The organism is Paracoccus alkanivorans (genome assembly GCF_003697785.1).
Lineage (GTDB): Bacteria > Pseudomonadota > Alphaproteobacteria > Rhodobacterales > Rhodobacteraceae > Paracoccus > Paracoccus alkanivorans.
Window position 1 is genome coordinate 345910 of the sequence record NZ_QOKZ01000001.1, and the last position, 16010, is coordinate 361919.

25 protein-coding genes are annotated in these 16010 nt (G+C 59.0%); 4 read left to right on the plus strand and 21 right to left on the minus strand.

Going from position 1 to position 16010, the window contains the following annotated elements:
- Positions 1 to 3: 3 nt before the first annotated feature.
- From C9E81_RS01710 to C9E81_RS01785, 15 genes are all read right to left on the minus strand, one after another.
- Positions 4 to 300, minus strand: coding sequence for a hypothetical protein (locus tag C9E81_RS01710; RefSeq protein WP_122110582.1), 297 nt, complete (start codon positions 298 to 300; stop codon positions 4 to 6).
- An 11-nt stretch (positions 301 to 311) separates the two neighbouring features.
- A complete protein-coding gene (locus C9E81_RS01715; protein WP_122110583.1) occupies positions 312 to 650 on the minus strand; it encodes a GTA-gp10 family protein in 339 nt (112 codons plus the stop codon).
- Entirely contained in the window at positions 650 to 1084 is a 435-nt protein-coding gene (locus tag C9E81_RS01720; RefSeq protein ID WP_122110584.1) for a phage tail tube protein, read from the minus strand. The genes C9E81_RS01715 and C9E81_RS01720 overlap by 1 nt, the downstream gene beginning before the upstream one ends.
- Positions 1081 to 1467 (minus strand): DUF3168 domain-containing protein, encoded by a 387-nt coding sequence (locus tag C9E81_RS01725; RefSeq protein WP_122110585.1) that lies wholly within the window; start codon positions 1465 to 1467, stop codon positions 1081 to 1083. The genes C9E81_RS01720 and C9E81_RS01725 overlap by 4 nt, the downstream gene beginning before the upstream one ends.
- A 2-nt stretch (positions 1468 to 1469) precedes the next feature.
- The gene (locus C9E81_RS01730) at positions 1470 to 1997 is read right to left on the minus strand and encodes an HK97-gp10 family putative phage morphogenesis protein (protein ID WP_122110586.1); all 528 of its coding nucleotides are present in this window, start codon (positions 1995 to 1997) and stop codon (positions 1470 to 1472) included.
- On the minus strand, positions 1987 to 2328 hold the full coding sequence (locus C9E81_RS01735) for a head-tail adaptor protein (RefSeq protein WP_122110587.1): 342 nt from the start codon (positions 2326 to 2328) through the stop codon (positions 1987 to 1989). The genes C9E81_RS01730 and C9E81_RS01735 overlap by 11 nt, the downstream gene beginning before the upstream one ends.
- The gene (locus tag C9E81_RS01740; RefSeq protein ID WP_122110588.1) at positions 2328 to 2867 is read right to left on the minus strand and encodes a head-tail connector protein; all 540 of its coding nucleotides are present in this window, start codon (positions 2865 to 2867) and stop codon (positions 2328 to 2330) included. The genes C9E81_RS01735 and C9E81_RS01740 overlap by 1 nt, the downstream gene beginning before the upstream one ends.
- Positions 2864 to 3073 (minus strand): hypothetical protein, encoded by a 210-nt coding sequence (locus tag C9E81_RS01745; protein ID WP_122110589.1) that lies wholly within the window; start codon positions 3071 to 3073, stop codon positions 2864 to 2866. The genes C9E81_RS01740 and C9E81_RS01745 overlap by 4 nt, the downstream gene beginning before the upstream one ends.
- A 59-nt stretch (positions 3074 to 3132) precedes the next feature.
- Positions 3133 to 4347, minus strand: a complete 1215-nt coding sequence (locus tag C9E81_RS01750; RefSeq protein WP_122110590.1) for a phage major capsid protein — start codon at positions 4345 to 4347, stop codon at positions 3133 to 3135.
- Between the two features lie 32 nt (positions 4348 to 4379).
- Complete coding sequence (locus C9E81_RS01755; protein ID WP_122110591.1) at positions 4380 to 5051, minus strand: HK97 family phage prohead protease; 672 nt, start codon at positions 5049 to 5051, stop codon at positions 4380 to 4382.
- Position 5052: 1 nt separating this feature from the next.
- On the minus strand, positions 5053 to 6291 hold the full coding sequence (locus C9E81_RS01760; protein ID WP_122110592.1) for a phage portal protein: 1239 nt from the start codon (positions 6289 to 6291) through the stop codon (positions 5053 to 5055).
- Positions 6288 to 8114 carry a terminase large subunit gene (locus tag C9E81_RS01765; protein WP_122110593.1) on the minus strand — a complete coding sequence of 609 codons (1827 nt, stop codon included), beginning with the start codon at positions 8112 to 8114 and terminating at the stop codon, positions 6288 to 6290. The genes C9E81_RS01760 and C9E81_RS01765 overlap by 4 nt, the downstream gene beginning before the upstream one ends.
- Positions 8098 to 8574 (minus strand): P27 family phage terminase small subunit, encoded by a 477-nt coding sequence (locus C9E81_RS01770; RefSeq protein WP_122110594.1) that lies wholly within the window; start codon positions 8572 to 8574, stop codon positions 8098 to 8100. Before C9E81_RS01770 ends, C9E81_RS01765 begins: the two co-directional genes overlap by 17 nt.
- Before the next feature lie 122 nt (positions 8575 to 8696).
- Positions 8697 to 9044, minus strand: a complete 348-nt coding sequence (locus C9E81_RS01775; protein WP_122110595.1) for an HNH endonuclease signature motif containing protein — start codon at positions 9042 to 9044, stop codon at positions 8697 to 8699.
- A gap of 237 nt (positions 9045 to 9281) precedes the next feature.
- Positions 9282 to 10226, minus strand: a complete 945-nt coding sequence (locus C9E81_RS01785) for a Hint domain-containing protein (RefSeq protein WP_122110597.1) — start codon at positions 10224 to 10226, stop codon at positions 9282 to 9284.
- Positions 10227 to 10508: 282 nt separating this feature from the next.
- On the opposite strand from C9E81_RS01785, the gene C9E81_RS22635 reads away from it, so the two are divergent.
- The gene (locus tag C9E81_RS22635) at positions 10509 to 11330 is read left to right on the plus strand and encodes a hypothetical protein (RefSeq protein ID WP_147457544.1); all 822 of its coding nucleotides are present in this window, start codon (positions 10509 to 10511) and stop codon (positions 11328 to 11330) included.
- A 390-nt stretch (positions 11331 to 11720) separates the two neighbouring features.
- Here C9E81_RS22635 and C9E81_RS01790 read toward each other — a convergent pair whose 3' ends face one another.
- The 3 genes from C9E81_RS01790 to C9E81_RS01800 form a co-directional block, all read right to left on the minus strand.
- Positions 11721 to 12413, minus strand: coding sequence for a hypothetical protein (locus C9E81_RS01790; protein WP_122110598.1), 693 nt, complete (start codon positions 12411 to 12413; stop codon positions 11721 to 11723).
- On the minus strand, positions 12370 to 12972 hold the full coding sequence (locus C9E81_RS01795) for a hypothetical protein (protein ID WP_147457545.1): 603 nt from the start codon (positions 12970 to 12972) through the stop codon (positions 12370 to 12372). The genes C9E81_RS01790 and C9E81_RS01795 overlap by 44 nt, the downstream gene beginning before the upstream one ends.
- Positions 12973 to 13158: 186 nt before the next feature.
- Positions 13159 to 13785: a hypothetical protein gene (locus C9E81_RS01800; protein WP_122110600.1), complete on the minus strand. Its 627-nt coding sequence runs from the start codon at positions 13783 to 13785 to the stop codon at positions 13159 to 13161.
- Between the two features lie 179 nt (positions 13786 to 13964).
- On the opposite strand from C9E81_RS01800, the gene C9E81_RS23625 reads away from it, so the two are divergent.
- Together C9E81_RS23625 and C9E81_RS01810 are read left to right on the plus strand one after the other, a co-directional pair.
- On the plus strand, positions 13965 to 14174 hold the full coding sequence (locus tag C9E81_RS23625; protein ID WP_425010601.1) for a BrnT family toxin: 210 nt from the start codon (positions 13965 to 13967) through the stop codon (positions 14172 to 14174).
- Complete coding sequence (locus C9E81_RS01810; RefSeq protein ID WP_122110602.1) at positions 14167 to 14427, plus strand: BrnA antitoxin family protein; 261 nt, start codon at positions 14167 to 14169, stop codon at positions 14425 to 14427. The genes C9E81_RS23625 and C9E81_RS01810 overlap by 8 nt, the downstream gene beginning before the upstream one ends.
- A gap of 13 nt (positions 14428 to 14440) precedes the next feature.
- On the opposite strand, the gene C9E81_RS01815 is transcribed toward C9E81_RS01810, so the two are convergent.
- From C9E81_RS01815 to C9E81_RS01820, 3 genes are read right to left on the minus strand one after another with little or no spacing between them, the layout of a single operon-like run.
- Positions 14441 to 14719, minus strand: a complete 279-nt coding sequence (locus C9E81_RS01815) for a hypothetical protein (RefSeq protein ID WP_122110603.1) — start codon at positions 14717 to 14719, stop codon at positions 14441 to 14443.
- Positions 14719 to 14859 carry a hypothetical protein gene (locus C9E81_RS22810; protein ID WP_166461788.1) on the minus strand — a complete coding sequence of 47 codons (141 nt, stop codon included), beginning with the start codon at positions 14857 to 14859 and terminating at the stop codon, positions 14719 to 14721. The genes C9E81_RS01815 and C9E81_RS22810 overlap by 1 nt, the downstream gene beginning before the upstream one ends.
- A complete protein-coding gene (locus C9E81_RS01820) occupies positions 14856 to 15170 on the minus strand; it encodes a hypothetical protein (protein ID WP_341802625.1) in 315 nt (104 codons plus the stop codon). Before C9E81_RS01820 ends, C9E81_RS22810 begins: the two co-directional genes overlap by 4 nt.
- Before the next feature lie 252 nt (positions 15171 to 15422).
- Here C9E81_RS01820 and C9E81_RS01825 point away from each other — a divergent pair, with 252 nt between their 5' ends.
- Positions 15423 to 15878, plus strand: coding sequence for a helix-turn-helix domain-containing protein (locus tag C9E81_RS01825; protein ID WP_147457546.1), 456 nt, complete (start codon positions 15423 to 15425; stop codon positions 15876 to 15878).
- Positions 15879 to 16010: the final 132 nt, after the last annotated feature.

The window sequence follows — 16010 nt, forward strand, 5'->3', positions numbered from 1 at the left end:
CCTTTACGATCGGGACGGTTTCCGGGCGCGACGGGCCGCATAGGCGGCCCACATGCCGGCCTGGTCCTGCCAGTTCACTTTTGTCCGCCGCGTCTTGGCTGCCGGTTTCAGGATCTTGTCGAGCTTTGGCAGTTTCCGGGCCCGGGTGAACGCGGCAACATGCCAGGCGTGCCATGCGGCCTCCCGGGCCTCGCGCTCGATGCGGGCATTCGCTCCCTTCATCTGGGCCAGGTAAAGGCGCGGCGTCAGCGACCAGAAGCCCACTGGGTCAAACCCGGCGGACACGTAGTCGCTATACATATCGAGGATGCTTACTTTCGCCCGGTCCGACGTGCCGGGCGGTTGGCGTTTCCCGCGTCCGCCTCCGGATTCGCGGCAGTGACGGCACGCTGGAACGCATCGATATTTTGGCTGAAGATCCGCCCCGCCATGCGCGCATCCATATCCGGATGACGATCGCGCAGGCAGGCCAGCATCAACGCACGAAGATCATTCATGCGCGCCTCGCCATTCTCCATGACGGCTTCCATATCCTGCCAGCGCGTGCCGGTCAGATCCTCGAATTCACACATGGCATTGAAATCCAGCACCATGGTGTAGGTCTCGCCCTCGTATTCGAGTGCGACCTCGCCCCTATATGCGTTCGCCATCAGGGCACCACCGGCGCAGGCGTGACGGTGATTTCGCCAGTGACCTTCAGCTCCAGCGTTGCGGTCATCCGGTCATCGACCGGGATCCCCTTGCTGTAACCCGAGACCGAACAGGTGAAGGTCACGACCGTACCATTGGCATAGGTTGCCTGGGCATCGACGACATCGCCCGAGCCGATCAGCCCCTCGATCAGCAGATCGGTTGCCGAGCCGGGCACATAATTCATCTCGGCCGAAGCGGTCCCGTTATCCGAGAGCGCCGGAATGAATTCCCGCCGCCGGTTCGGCGATTTGAAATGGGTCACATCGACCTGGTCGATGCTGACTTCGGGCGGGGTGAAGGAATAGACCTCGGCCAATTCCGTAAAACCTGCGGCATCTGCCGTGGCCTTGATTTCGAGGGTCAGGCCATACCCCAGATCAGCTTCACTCATTGCGCTCTCCAATGCGTCATGAAGTCCATGGAAATACGAAAGGGGCGATCGCTCGCCCCATCCTCCCGGTGATCCCGGGTGCTTGCGAGGAAAATCCCTCGGAACGCCCCACCCCTGTGACCGGACAGGACAGACAGGGCGGATCGGGCAAGTTGCTTGGCCACCGGATAGGTTTCCGCGTAGCAATCCACCTGGACACGCCCCTGCCAGAAACCATCGGGGCCGGCATAGGTCAGGCCGTCGATGTTCTCGACGATATTCAGCACGATGCCCGGCCAGGCCTGACCCTGCGGCCAGGCCCCCCAGACAATGGAGCTGGAGGGTATGACGGCGACAATCGCCGCTGAACCTGTCAGCAGCGTCCAGAAATCCTCTTCCATCATGATCAGCCTCCGGTCTTCCTGGCGGCGACACGTGCAACGGATTTCTCGATCTCCTCCCAGAGGATCGGCTTGAGGCGCTCGACGGTCGGTTGCGCTTCGCGATCGAAGGCAGGGCGCAAGAACGGATCGGGCGCATGATGCACGGTGCCGAACTCCTGGAACTTGCCGTAGAAGGAATCCTTCGACGGCCCGAGGTAGAGCTGCACGTCAGATGCCTGACCACTGGCTTTGGCTGCCCGGCGCGCATCTCGCATCGCGGAGACCGCACCGGCCTTGTCGCCGCCCTCGCGCATCGTCCGTGCGTAGGCCGCCCTGCCTGCCTCGTTGACTACCTGCGTGCCGATCCTGATCCCCTCGGACAGATCGCCGCTGAGGACTGGTGCATATTGCTCGGCGAGATCGGCCATGGGTTGCGCCGCCTTCTTCAGGGAGCGGCGCAGCACGGCCTTGCGGGTCGAGGTTTTCTCGATGCGTTCAAGATTGCGCTGCAGCTCACGCAGGCCGGCGATCCTGAGACTGTCACGTGCCATGATCCACCCTCGCGATTGCGGTGATTTCTAGCCCATCGCACCGGCCGATTTCCTTGATGCCGGTGATCCGAAACTCGCGCCCACCCTCGACCAGGCGATCTTTCGCGGTGATGTTTCGTGTAAATTGGGTCGAACGAACAACGAAGCGTGACGCGATCTCCGCATATATCGACCCTGCGATCGCGGTCTCACGATCCCGATCGCTCATGTCACGCCGCCTCGCCCATATTGGCGTACCATGATCTTGCCAGTCTTCAGTCTGGCCGAGCGGTCCAACAGACCCAAAATCTCGCCGGAACTGCACGCGGCGATCGAGATCCCCGGCGCGCATCAGACCCGCCAGACCTTGAGCGGTGTGAGCAGCCGTTCCACCGAGAATGGCAAGGCTGCAGCCGAGATGTCCGCAACCGCCTCGCGATGCAGATACCAATGTCCGACCAGCAGCATGACCGCCATCCGGATCGCACCCCAGGAATCCTCCGAAGTTTCGGCGGACATCTTGACCGCCAGGTCACGTTCAAGCGTACCGGGGACCGAGATCACGAACCACGGATCGGTACAATCTATCGTGATATCTGCCGGCTCTGACGTGCCGTCGGCATTCAACCATTCGGTAGAAATGTTGCTGATTCCGAAGAGCGGCAAACGATATCGCAATACGGTCGAGCCTGCGGGCAGTATGATCTGCCATTCCTGCGGCTGGATGCAGCGCCCAAGCACACCGCGCGGGCCGTCTATATGCGCCATCGCCGCCGCGTAGAGGGCACCGATGTAGTCGTCATCCTCGCTCCCGTCGACGCGGAGATGATGTTTCAGCGCATCGAGCGGCACCAGGTTCTCGGAAGGCGCTGTGACCCGGGTCAGGCTCATTGATTGGCCTTGTTCTGTGGCGTCCGCTCTGCCTTGTTCTGCGGCGGCGGCGCAGCCTTGTCTTGCCTCTTGGCCTCCCCTTTCGCCTCGGCCAGCACGCCGGATCTGACCAGGTGCCCGACTAGCGCCGGATCGGCCCTGCGCGTGTCGCCGGTTCTATAGGGCCTGTCGCCGATATGTTCACGTTTCACGAGATAGGATTTCATGGGAACCTCCAGAATGAAGAAGGGCGGCAGCGCCGCCCTCCTGGTAATCGCATTCCGCCTTACGGAGCCGGAACGACGGGCGCGAGATCGCCGTAGATGAAGGCTTCCGGCCGGTAGACGGCCAGGGCGATGCGCTCTTCGGCCAGGAGCGTCAGCAGGTTCCTGGTGAAATCGTCATTCTCGAAGCCCGCCTCGACACGGGAATCCCAGAGGTCGAAGACCTCGGCCCCCATCTGGAACGCACCGGTCAGGAACTTGCCCTGAATGATGGCCGGTGTCTCGACCACCGGCAGGCGCCAGAGGCTGGAGGGGGCATTGCCCTGGGGCTGGCCGATGATGTGACGGCCGATTTCGTCCTTGGTCAGCTCGATCGCCGCCCAGTCGATGGGATTAAGCACATGCCCGGTTGCCGGATATTCGGCCAGGACAGCCTGCAGCGCCGCGATGCGCAGGGTATCGATGATCGTCAGGCCTTCCGTCGGCACACCCACGGGAGGAGCATAAGCCGTCGCCTGCGGAATGATCCCGTGCAGGTTTTGCCCGGTGCCATCACCATGAAGCAGTTGCTGCTCTTCCACATAAGCCAGGCCGAAGAGAAGCCGGTTGTCGATATGCGAGCGCAGCTGCGACACATCGCTCAATGCCTGTTTCGACACCTTCATCCAATGCGCGATGACCTTCGCGGAGGTCGAGACCAGGTCAAGCTGGATATCCGATCCCGGCTTTTTCACCCCTTCGGCAACCGGCGCCGCGTTATTGGTGAAGCCGACTTCGCGGATATATTCCAGCGCGGCAGTATCGATGCGCCCCTGCGAAATCAGGTCGCGAACGACCAGACGCTGGCGAGGCAGTTCCTGGATGCCGGGCAACCGGGTCCGATCCGTCGCGGCGCCGACAGAGCCTGGCGCATTCGTGGTCGAGGTAGTGATCGTGGCCTTGACGGCAAGATCGGCCTTGCCCTGGCGCGGGCGGCCATCGGCCCAGGATTTGAACCCTTCGCTTTCGACGAAACGTGCGCCGAGCGACATCACCTCGGCAGCTTCGTCACCACCCGATCGGGCCATCTTCTGGGCCAGTTCGGTCACCTGGCCGCTGAGCTCGTTCATTTTGACAAGGGCCTCATCGGCATCCTGCTTGAGCTGATCGGTCAGCTTTTCTCCGGCCTGCGCCTTGCCAAGTGCCTCGTCGGCGATGGCCTTGACCTTGTTCACCGCCTCGTCCTGCGCAGCCTTGAATTCCTCGGCCAGCTGCTGAGCCGATTTCTGTTCCGACATGGGGAACCTCCAGATTTTCGAGATGAAGGGCGTCAGCCCGAGAGAGCCTGCAGGAATGCAAGCCCGTTTGCCGCGTTGTCAGGTTCCCCCTGACCTTTCAGGTGGAGCCGCACGGCACGCTCCGCCTGCGAGTTCGAAAAACCGAAGGCCCCCTTCAGCAATGTCTCGAACTCCCGCTCCGTCAGCCGATCCCCGGCCCGGAGCTTTTCCGTTGCTTCATGAACCCGCCGCTCGGATTTGACCGCGGCGATGGTGGCGTTCTCATTCGCGCCGATGCTGACGATCGACACCTCGCGCAGGTCCAGCTTGGTCAGCGTCCAGATGTCGCGATCCTCATCGACCTCGTAGCCCTGGATGCGATAACCGATCGACAACCCGTCGATGTCGCCGGATTTCAGCAATTCGTAAGCCTCGCGGGCACGCTGCACACCCATGTTGAGCTGGCCGGTGACCATGAGGCCCTTGCCATCTTCGACCGCCATGGTCCAACGGCCGATCGGCTCGCGCGGATCATGTTGCCAGAACATCTTGGGCATGGTGCCCTTGGTCGCATGTTCTGCCAGGCTGTCAGAGAATGCCCCGGGCGCGATGACATCACCATAGCTGTCGGGTTCGCCACCGAATGTGCTGGCGTAACCCTCGAACTGCCCCTTGTCGCTCAGCGCCTTGATGTCGAGAAGCGCTGCACCCTGCTTGATCTTCATTTCAGCCCCCTTCGACTGTTCCGCCCTGGATCAGGGCCTCGAGATCGGAAATCGGAACATTCTGTTTTTGGATGCGTGGCACATCGCCACCATCGACCGGCGGCAGGTTTTCCTTGGCCCGCACCTCGTTGATCGTCAGCCAGCCATCGCCCAGCCCCGATTTGTAGAAGGCGGCGCGACCGGCACTGTCACCGCGCAACAATCCTTCGAGATTGAACTCGATCATGATGCCCGCCTGGCGCTCGGCGGGGCTCAGCAACTGCTTGCACAAGGCCTGCTCGATCCGCTTGAGACGGCGGCGCAGGGTGAATTTCTGGAACAGCAGAACCTGTTGCTCCACCCCGGTCGGCCAACTGGTGGTTTTGGATCCATGCTGGATCATCACTGGCGGCACCCCGAAGAACCGGCAGATTTCCTCGACGGAATGCCCGCGCGTCTCCAGCATCTGGGCATCGGCTGGCGGAACCACCAGGCTCTGCCATTCCACACCACCTTCGGCGATGAACGGCTTTCCCGAATTGGCCGCGCCCAGGAACTCGCCCAGCATGTATTTCCGGGCGATCTCGCGGTTTTCTTCTGACAGCCAATCCTTGAATTTCAGGATCCCGGATGGCCGCATGCCATTGCGGAAGAAACCGGAGGCCGATTCATCCGCCGCCATCGCCAGCGAAAACGTGCGCCGCGCAAATGACAGCGTCGACATGCCGCCCATCGGGTCGCCGCCGGGACCACGGATATGCAGCACATCATCTTCGGGCAAGTCGAAGCTATGACGATCGGCGGTCCAGCGATAGCGTAGCGCGCCGGATGCCTCCCGCCGAACCGACATCATGTTCGGCCAGACCGGGACAAGGGCAACGACCTTGCCGCCAAGCCGCTCGATCCGGGCATAGGCATTGCCCCACAGCTCGATCGACATCGTGATGAAGTCCCAGAAATCCAGCGACGTCTGATCCGCGTTGGGACTATCATGCAGCACAGCATGGAGCGACAAATTGCGGCGCGGTCGCCGATTGCCATCTGCCTCGCGCTGGTAAACCTGCAGGGGCAGCGAACTGATCGTGCCCGAGATCAGATTCACGCAACCCCATACTGCTGCGAGCGCCATACTGGACGTTGCGCTAACTGCGGGTCCGGCATCGTTTCCCGTGCCTGGAGCGCGAAAATCGGCATGGTTCCGCAGGTCAAGCGGGCGGACCTCGTCCCGTGACCAGCCGAACATCTTGCGCAAAAGCTTCATGCCGTCACCATGCTCCGGAAATACGAATCCTGCCGTTTTTGGTTGTCTTCCCTGGGCGAGCGCATCAGCGCCACGCCGGTGGCCATGGCCAGTGAGACCATGCCGTCGATCCGCCCGAAGGCATTGGGCTTGTCGAACATCCGATGCCCGGTCCGGTTTTCGGCATAGACGACGCTGGCCGCCATGCTGTCGAGGAGCGGGTTGAAACTGATCCCGATCCGCTCCTCGTAAATGGCCGCCTCCAGCTTGTTGATGCTGTCCGGCATCCACAGGTAGATTTCCTGCTGACCTTCCGGGGCCTGTGGATCCTTTTCGAGAATCCGTTTCTGGAACCCCTGCGGATGGATCTCGGCCGGAATGACGATGCCGTTATCGGTCAGGTGTTCCTGCAGGCGCTCCAGCCCGTATTGGTCGCAGCCGATCACCTGGGGCGAGAACTCGGCATTGATCCTTGCAATGGCATCGGCCAGCCAGGCGTATTTGAGGCGATCCCCCGGGACCGCCTCGATATGCCCCTCGCGCGCCCATTGATCATAGGGTGCCTGATCGGTCGCAGCGCGATCGAGAAGCGTATCCTTCGGCGTCCAGAACCAGGTCCTGGCCGCAAAGCGCTCTGCGTCCCGTGTCGGATCGATCAGCCATAGAAGGGTCAGGGCCGAAAAGTCCCGCGTCTGGCTGAGATCCAACCCGCCGAAACAGGGATATCCTGCCTCGACCATGTCGCGGGGGTCGAAATCATGCCGGCAGGCAAGCCAGGACTCGCGCTTGATGGCAGCGGTCTGCGCCTGCGTCCACTCGCAGAAATGCAGCCGCGCGATGCCATTGCGCTTGCCGGGCATCTTCCTGGCCTGGTCAACCTGTGCCGCCAGCCATTCCGTGCTGATCGTCACATCCAGCAGCGGATTGGCCTTCACCCAGCAGGAAGGATCATTCTCCCAATCATCGCCCTCATCGAGCGAGCAGACAAAGGCGAAGCTGGTGTCATCCTCGATGATACCGGCCGCGACACGCACCGCGTGCTGATGCTCCTCCCAGCAGATCGACTTGCGGTCGGAGCCGCTATTCGTCGCCATGCAGAGCAAGGGCTGCATGCGGAACTTGAAGCCGCGTTCCAGCATATCGATCGTGTCGCGGCTCGGATGCTCATGCACCTCGTCGCACAGGGCGCCATGTGGGCGCGGCCCGGATTGACCGCCCGATTTGGCCTCGTTGGCGATCGGCTTGAAGAACCGTGTCCCACCGTCCTTGCCCTTGTAGGTCAGCTGCCAGACCGGGTTCTGGCCCTGCTGGCCAATCTTGCGGCTGAGCCGTGGCGACTGGTCGACCATGGCAACAGCATCCTGAAAGAGGATCCGCGCCTGGTCCTTCTTCGCGGCGGCCGAGTAAATCTCGGCCCTCGCCTCGCCATCCGCGACCATCAGGTAAAGGCCGATCCCGCCGAGCATCGGGCTCTTGCCGTTGCCCTTGCCTTCTTCGTCGTAGAAACGACGAAAGCGGCGCAACCCCGTCGCCTTCCATTTCCAGCCGAAAAGCGATCCGACCCGGAACGCCTGGCTGGGGTGCAGCACGAAGGGAATCCCCTCGAACTGGCCACCATTCAGACGCAGGTTCCGCGCGAACCAGCCGATGACCTTCTTCGCCGCCGCCAGGTCCCAGACCAGCCCACGCGCCGGCCCCTCTTCCAGGTCGCGCAGATGCCGTGCAGCGGCATCCCGGACATGCGGCCCGGCAACAATCTTGCCCGCGACCACATCCTGCGCCCAGGCCGTGACCGGATCGGCCTCGTAACGCGCCTGGTCGGCGGCCTCAGCTGAAATCGTCATCCTCGTCGCCGAAATTGAAGCCGAGCTGTGCCTGGGCACCGAGCGCCCGCGCGCCCGCCGGCGTCATCCCGAAATCATTGAGCATCCCGCGTATCTGCCCCCAAACCACATTGGCCTGCGCGGCCTCGGGGCGGGAGCGGAGCTGATCCCCGTTGCGGCCCCCCTTGGTGGCGTAGCTTTCGCCATCCTCGTCCAGAACCAGCTTGAGCCGCCTGTAGCGGGCAATCGTCTCGCACAGGAGTTCGAATGCGAACACATTCACCTCATCGAGCCGGTTGCGTGCCGGATGGCAGAGCGGTGGCGCCAAGCGGTCATAGATCCAGCGCACCTCGCCCGACATGCCTTCCGGGCGTAACTCGGCAGCGCGGGCGATGGCGCGCGCCTGCAGGTTATGCCCGGCATCGCCATCCTCCCGCATCGGGATGATGGCCTGTTCATTCGGCCTCCGCCCTCGTGCCATGATGTTCCGCTCTCCTTTTACCCTCTGAACAGTGGGTTTTTTCAACTCAATTTCGGTTTTGCGCACAGAAACTGTCGCCACCGGTCCCCAGCCCGCAGTCCCCTGGACTTTCCCATACCCCCCTACCGGTTGGCCGGGTGATCGGGATCGAGCGGCCAGCCATCCGCACCGCGGGCATTGGAAAACCCGCGAAGCTCTTCGCGCTGCTTGACGATGTCATGGTGATCCGGGCACAGCGTCTGCCAGTTGCCCGGATCCCAGAACAGGGTGAGATCACCGCGATGCGGCACGATATGGTCAACGACCAGGAAGCACCGTTTCGGGTTCGATTGCCGCTCGCCCGCCGCTGTCAGTGAGCCGTCATTCACGATCCCCATCTGGCGGCAGTACCGGCAGATCGGTTCGCTGGCGAGATGAGCGAGGCGGGAGCGTTTCCAGCGCGCCGTCTTGTACAGACCAAAGCGCGACATGACTGTCCCCGGAAATGACGATGCCCGCTCGGGATGATCCCTGCGGGCATACGTCTTGATGATAGGAAAAAATATAAGCCCGTGCGGGATAAGCCGTCAAGGAAGTATTTTTTCCGATTTACCGGCCCAACACTCAGGGGCACCGCCCTCGCCGATCTTCCCCTAACCCATATCAAGAAGAGCAACCTAGCGGCTGCCCTTCTCAATCATTAAGATTGAACCTTTTAATACAGCACCTTAAGCGCCAATCATCGCGCAGTTGTTCCGAACATGCCGTGCCGCTAGTTCTCGTCCCATTCTCCCTGAGACAAGGGGACGAACAGCCGCAGGAAGATCGGCCGGATTGCGGTCACGCAGTTGCGGAAAGATATCAAAAATCTCTTCCAGCGCTGCCTTCCCGACAGTTTTTAGTGCCTCAGGCCCGGTATACAGACTTTCGGTCTCCGCGCCGTTCGAACAAACTATCTCGTGGCGGTCGAACAGAAAATGTATATATTCCACTTCCTCGACATCGTCCAAGATATCAACGCCCTCCAGGCAGAGAAGTTGTTTTGCGGCAACGAGGACTTCGAGGGTCCCGAACATTTGTTGCGCGATCCTGGAACGTACCAGGACACGATGCTGAGGCGAGACCAGGAGATCCGTCGATGGCTTATTGTCACCGAGCGCACCAGCCCGGATGCGTATTGGCTTCAGTCGAGGATCATTCATCAGGTCACCAACAAACAACCTTCGAGTGCCGATCCAACGGATCGACTGATAACCGTTATCCTTCGTCAGGACAGAAGTACCGACTTGCAGGTTCTCTACCGGAACCGGACCTTCTCTGGTCTCAATCACTGTCCCGCGCACAAAACACACGACACCAATACTCTCAAGACTTACAGGTGGATAGTTCTGCTGCAAGGCCGCCATGACGTCGCTGATATCATCCCCTTGCTCATACGCGGTAGAGGAGTACAGGTAGCCTTCGCCTGTGTTGCCATCACCCGCTCCATCGTAAAGCAAACCATCAGATCCCGAGCCCTGTGTATGACCATTAGAGGCTTCCAGATATGCAGCCCATTCTTCTTGCGTAATCTGATTATCACCATCGGCATCCACACCGGAAATAGGAACCAGCTCCGAAGTTGACTGTACAACTCCGTCTACCACGTACGTTTTGTATGCATAAATCGTCATTATTCACGATGACCTTTTTCTACATGCCAAACATCTCACTGCTTGAGATATTTACGGCAGTTTAGTTGAAAAGAATCTCCGCCACATTGCTCGACAGGGTCGATCCACATCTCCGAAATCTTTAATTAACTCGCAGAAGATTCGAGGGTGAAAAAGCCTGAGTTCTCCTCCCCTGTCATCGCCAAGCATGATGAAAAATGTCCGGCTCACGGACTGCAGCACACCCAGAAAGAAGGTCGAGCTTATGATGAAGTCAGTAAAGTATTCTAGGTACGATTACCTATGCGCAACCGACTGAATTTGTTATGGTTTAATATTATCATTAAATTTCATCGACTTAAAAATGAACTCTGCAGTGCAAAATATGAGCGCGATTACATCATCTTTTTTGATGATGACATCAGTGACGACATCCGGGTAGTTAGCCGTCCAGCACACATTTCATCATTACTTAGAGCTTCAATCTTTGCGCCAGATTTCCCTCAAATAAACAGCATGAGAACAGTCTTTTTCGATTTCACCACTTTTACCCAAGCTCCTCCGCTCCCGAACAGGACTCAATCCGAAAGAAGTTTACAGGGTTTTGCTTCATCTTCTGCGATTGAAATATCCGGAACGATCTCTCCAGTTTTGAAATTCACTGCAGATGGTTTCGAATCTGAATTTTTTAATACCATCCCTCATCATTACAGAGTTTTTGCGAAAGAATGTCTTGGCAGTTTCAGGAAACTGCCTTATCCATTTTACTTTGGAAGCAATATTCTCTGGACAATGCTGCCAGGAAAATACCCCGCATCCGGGGAGATTGTTATGTTCAGCATCAACGCAATTATAAAATTCATTGAACGAGAATTTCACGGGGAAAAAATTACCACGGCAGAAGCAACGCTGTTATGCAAGCTTATAAGCGGGCACTTGCTTGAAGACATTGCGCGCGACAGTCACAAAAGCATTTCCACACTCAGAACACAATCTCGCAGGATAAGAGAAAAAATTGAAATAAAGAGAATATCAAATTTGGATTTTTTAGTTGGATTTCGTCTTGTTTTTCTTTCCAGAAACAAAGAGAACCGATTAACCATTCTGACCGAACCGCCTGCATAGCTGCGTTCAGGCGAGCTTTGCTTTTTTCCTTTTCAGGCATTCCCACACGCATGACATGTGGAGCTGTCCAGACGTCATTTAGGGTTCTGGACTGCTGCTATGATAGATGCCCGCCGGCCTGACGCTATTATTACTCTAATACCCCTCAACTGCAGCTTCTTCATCATGTTTGGTGATGACGCAGACGAGCATTCCTGCGCCTGTACAGCTACGCAATCAAACGATTCTCCTAGATTGCTCCTCGTTAGCACCGAGGCGACGGCTGCAATGTGGCACCATTGCAGCCGTCATATTCTCGATTTTTCCAATGCCAGGAGTGCCTTCATTGTGCGCCAGCTGCCAGGCAGATCAAACCTAAAGCTACGCACCAGAAAGACATCGATATCCGGATCACCGCATGCGATCCAACACATTCGCAAGAGCATCGACCAATCGCTTGACGTGTTTTCCATCCCCCGCCCACCCATGCGCCTGCAACACCTGACGAAACGACTTCCCCTGAAGGCAGATCGCATCGACAAGGTCACGATCCCGGATATTACGCGCCGATTTTCCACCCCGTGCCGACGGTCGGACCCGGCGGACCTGCATCGCCACACCGTTGCCGATTGCCCGCCGCATCCGCCGGATCGCCTCGCCTTCGACAATGAAGGCATCCATGAAATCCCTGCCCTGCCCCGATCCGGACTCGGCCCGGCCCTCCATGCTGGCCAGTTTCATCCCGCCGGCGTCATGTCGTTCAACAAGATCGCGATAGAGCCGTGCCACGTTCACCTGCCCCTTGGTGAAGGGCGGGGTCTCGTTCCGTTTCGCCGCCTTGAGCGCCAGCGTGTCGAAGATATCCATGGCCTGCGCCGCCTTGAACCCGCGCCAGCCGGTTTCCTCAACCTTCCAGCCGCTCCTGTCCTTCGGGTCAGGCATCATGACATGCGGGGTGACGCTGCGCGCGGGCCCGCGCGCCGGAGCCACCGGGATGGCCGGGCCACAACCCTCGGCCGGAGCCGCCCGGGTCATAATCCTTTCCAGCCGGTCACGTTCCTCATGCAGCCGCACCGCACCCGCTACCGGATTGATCACTGTCATGGCCTGTCCCTTCTTCCACGGCGGATTGAATAGCCTCGATCTCGGCCAGTTCGGCATGCCAGCCTTCCAGCCAGCGCCTTTCCTCGGGCGTGGCCCGCCCGGCCTCGATATTCTCACGGATCACCCGGCGCTTGTGCCGGTTGCCATCGGCCTCCTGCCTGAGCCGGGAGATGATGTATTTGCCCGGTGGCGGACCAAGCTTCTTGGCGATCTGGAACAGCTCCACTGCCCAGCCCTCCGCCATCGCCTGACGCCCCATGGCCGATTTGATCAGGCTGCGCGCATAGGCACAGTCACGCGGCGGCGGGCATTGCAGGGTCATCGCCCAGTGCCGGATCAGGCCCTCCTCGGGCCAGATGCCCTTTACCGCGTGCCGGGCGATAAGATCTCGCATGGCGCGCAGATTGTCATCCGACATGTAGCCAAGCCAGCCGCGCAACCGGCCCAGGCTCTTGTCATGCGCCTCGGCGCTCACGCCGCGCTTGCGCGACAGGCCCGCCAAGGGCTCGAACAGCAGCGCATCAACCCGCGCCCTCGCTTCCGCCGTCACACCCGACATCGCAATCATCCCTCCTTTCTCAGCCCTTCCGACTTATCCACAAGCGCGGCGATGCCAGTGTCGCGACAACGCCGCTGTCCCTGTCTATGTCTTTGTCCCTGTCTCTATCGAACGAGACAGTCTTGAAGTGTCTTCGGACTGTCTCAGACTGTCTTTCGGACAATGTCGGGACAGTTCGGATATATCTCAGCCGCGCGCTCGATTTCGCGTCATGGTCAGGTCCAGCATATGATCGGACCACCGGGCGATACCGCGCTCGATCCAGCTTGCTGACCTATATTCACAGCCTTCTTTCACCAACCATTCATCAATCCAGCGAACTGCAGCATCGTTCTGTGCCAATTCCGCCTGGTAGCCTGCGAGCGACGATCGCAGGCGCAGCAGACGTTTCGCGGCACTGGCCGCGTCGCTCCGCGCCCGGTGATCCTCTTTGCGCGAGATCGCCTCGGTCAGCGATCGCAGCACCATCGGATGCATGAGCCGGACCTCATCGCCGCATCTGACCCGTCGCCATTTATGTAGCGGACCGAACTCCAGCCGGCAGAGCTGCGAGAAATGATCGCGATCGATGAACAGCATCTTCGCCAGGACCGCGTGATCGGTCGGCAGCGTGCCCACCGGTGACTGGTCATAGCTGATATTGATCAGGTCGAAATACAGCGCCCGGCATTCAGCCGTGCCTTTCAGGCGCATATCGCAGTTCAGCCAGCGCCGGCGCTCCCAAGCCATGAAGTAATGGCCATCCAGGCGCACCTCGGCGGTCAGCGGATATTCGTCCAGATCATCGACAGCGGCGAGATGTACCTGCGTCATGTCGCCGCCTTTACTCGCCGTTCACAGAAATAAAAGAAGTTACTTTTATTCTTGAAGCGACGAATTAAAGTCACTACTTTAATTCTGCGAAAAGAGGATGTGACCCATCGATGCGATATGCGTGGGATGACGAGAAAAACACTGCGAACCGCCAGAAACACGGCATCGACTTCAACGAAATGGCCGGTTTTGACTGGGACTTTGCCGCGCTTCTGGAGACGCAGACCATTGACTTCGAAGAGCGGGAACTTTGGGCCGGCCCCATCGGAAACAGGCTCTTTGCTGTTGTCGTAACCGAACGCCATGGCGCCGTGCTGCGGATCATCTCGCTGCGCCGCGCCACCAATACCGAAATTAACCTTTGGAGAAAGGAGTTCAGCCATGGGTAAGAAAGCACCACTGATCATTCCGGACAACACCCCCGAAGAGGACGAGGAAATCCGTCGGGCAATTGCCGACGATCCCGACACCTGGGAGGCGTCGCCTGATGCGAAGGTTATCCGGCGTGGCCGCCCTGCAGGGTCGAACAAGTCGCAGGTCACTGTTAAGCTGGACAATGACGTCCTCGAACATTTGCGCGCAGGCGGCCGCGGCTGGCAAACCCGCATGAATGCCGCATTGCGCGAGGCATTGGGGCTGTAGTCGGCGCTTACACTCATGCCGCGATCCTCTTGCGGATCAGGGTCGCGCGATGATCGCCCTCTGCCACGGCCTGCCGGAACTTCATCAGTACCTGATCGGCATCAATGCCGGCCGCCGCACAGACCAGCCGGAAATCCCGGCTGCCGAACCAGTTGCGTGCATGCGCAATATCCCATGGCCGCGCACTGACCGACGGATGCAGGGCATCCTCCCATGCGGTCGAGAGCACGTTGCACCACAGCGCCCGGCAGCTATCCGTCTCGATATGCGGATATCCGTGATCGGATCTCATCATTCTCTCTCATCCCAATCGAACCCGCCGCGCCGGAAGAATTTTTCCGCCGTCGACTTGAACCGGTGATGCAGGTTGAGGGCGCGGACAGACCGCGCCCTGTAGAACCGGTAAAGCAGATAATTGAGAAGCTTGCTCATCTCCGCCCCTCGATCTTGCCAAAGACGATTTCGGCGCCGGCGATGGCGAGAACGGCCATGACGTAGCGCAGCGAAGCGTCATGTTCTTCGCGAAGCCAGTTCTTCACCTGGCGTTGCGATACATCGAGGACGCCAGCCGCCTTGACGGTGAGATCATGCTCGGATGGTGACGGAAACGCGCGCCAAAGCATGTTGCGAAACCACCTTCGTGGATTTTCGGCAGGATTTTTCATCGGAAAGTCTCCATGTTTCACTTGCGATGATGAAACTGGAGATGGATCGGCAAACGGGGACGCGGCGTGTTTGGTCATGCGGCGTCCTCGGAGGTTTTGGGAGGCGAAATCTCGAAATCGGGGAAAAAATGCTCGGGGGACAGAGGTATGCCGCGTTCGCGCGCTGCAGACATGATCATCTGCTGGCAGTCCGCTGGGATAAGCCCCCCAGTCCCACCTCGATCCTTCGGGTACGTCCAACGACGTACGCGAATCTCGCTTCGACCGGTCATGCCAGATACGGCAGCGAAGCCACCGCAAAGTTTGATTATGGAGTGAGCAGGTTCCAACATGACTCTAAAAGATGCGATAATCGCACTAATTGTCAAGTCAGATTGTTTCGATTTTCATCGATATACAGTGATTGCGAAATCCGCAACAAACGCATGTATGGAGAACATTGACCGCCATTGGATCAAAGTACGGCTGGCACGTATGGGGCGCGGCGCACAGGCGCGCCTTGCGGACCACCTCGGCATCGACCCGAACAAGATGTCAAAAATCATGAGCGGCACCAGGGAAATTCAGCAAGATGAAATTCCAAAAGTGCTATCATTCTTCAATGCGCGGATCGTGACACACGACAATCTGGACCAGGATTTGGAGACGCTTCTTCGCGGGGCGAGCAAGTTGAATAGTGACGGAAAACGGCTTTTACAAAGGCAACTGAATGAACTTCTGGAGACCCCATCTCTTGTTCAGCCATCAGAAAGCAGTTCGCGAGACAAGCAATCTGATTCGGACTAAGACTCAGGATAGCTCGCTCAACTTCTGCGGCTAAGCGTCGGGATTTTTCCGGCAAATCTCCCGTCATGCGCCCCTCACTCTATAGAACATAACAAGAACATTAGGCAACTATTCGCCGATAGCGCAACCCTA